Source organism: Paenibacillus hunanensis, assembly GCF_014645615.1.
In the GTDB taxonomy this organism is placed as follows: Bacteria; Bacillota; Bacilli; order Paenibacillales; family Paenibacillaceae; genus Saccharibacillus; species Saccharibacillus hunanensis.
In genome coordinates, this window is the sequence record NZ_BMMB01000051.1 from 1 (window position 1) to 922 (window position 922).

Consider the following 922-nt stretch of genomic DNA (forward strand, 5'->3'; position numbering starts at 1 on the left):
CATTATTTTGCATCAGGATAATTTAAGGTACTATAACGCAAACTTTCTCGTAAATTATTTAACCATTTTATATATTGAATATATTTCAACCCTACTAAAGGATGTAAACCTGAAAATGAAAAGAAATTTATAACTTTTTGTATATCAGATTTAGAACTAACACCAAATTGATTAAAATTATTTGTTGTATCTATTTTTCTATTAGTATTAAACATTAGTTTAAAGGCTTCAAATAAATTAGTATGTATTCTCTGTTTTAATTGAAAACAACCATCATTATTACTTTTAATAAAAAATGAACCCTCAGAACATGTAAATCCGACTATTCAATTTTTAAAAAAAGGCAATAATGTGTAATCAATAGGATTTTTAGGTATCTCAAAAACAGCAGGTGTGTTATCGGGAATTTGATTATACATCTTAATATCATTTTTGAATATATACATAGCTAAGTTAAATTGATCTGCTCTAGTATTAGTTAAGAAAAAAATCTTATTATACATAAGCAATGGGAACAATATTTCTTGTAGATCCGTTTTATTAATTACTAATTTACAAGTTGGACTTCTTAAATCCTTATAAATATTTATCTTACCTATTTTTAAAACAGAATGAATATATTCTAAAATAGAAAGATCTTCTAAATGAAGAGATATAACTAACTTAATTGCTATGAAACCTTTAGATGTTTTAGTTACTTGAATATACCCATCACCATCAACCAATCCAGCTAAAAAAGCTAAAAATGATGAAGGAATGGATATATATTCTTGTTTATCTAATCTTAAAGCCTTATTTGATTTCTTTAAAGCGTTTTGATGAATAACACCTATCGTAGGAAGGTTAGATGAAAAATTAACATGTAGTAAGATATAATAATACACAACTACAATTGAAAATAAAATAGCAATAAAAGATAAAT

The 922-nt window shown here is 24.3% G+C and carries 2 protein-coding genes; both read right to left on the minus strand.

Annotated features, from left to right (window positions below; all coding sequences use genetic code 11):
• Positions 1-2: 2 nt before the first annotated feature.
• Positions 3-326, minus strand: coding sequence for an LAGLIDADG family homing endonuclease (locus IEX62_RS24305; RefSeq protein WP_188643240.1), 324 nt, complete (start codon positions 324-326; stop codon positions 3-5).
• Positions 327-922, minus strand: a 596-nt coding sequence (locus IEX62_RS24310) for an LAGLIDADG family homing endonuclease (RefSeq protein WP_188778831.1), incomplete at its 5' end; no start/stop codon positions are given.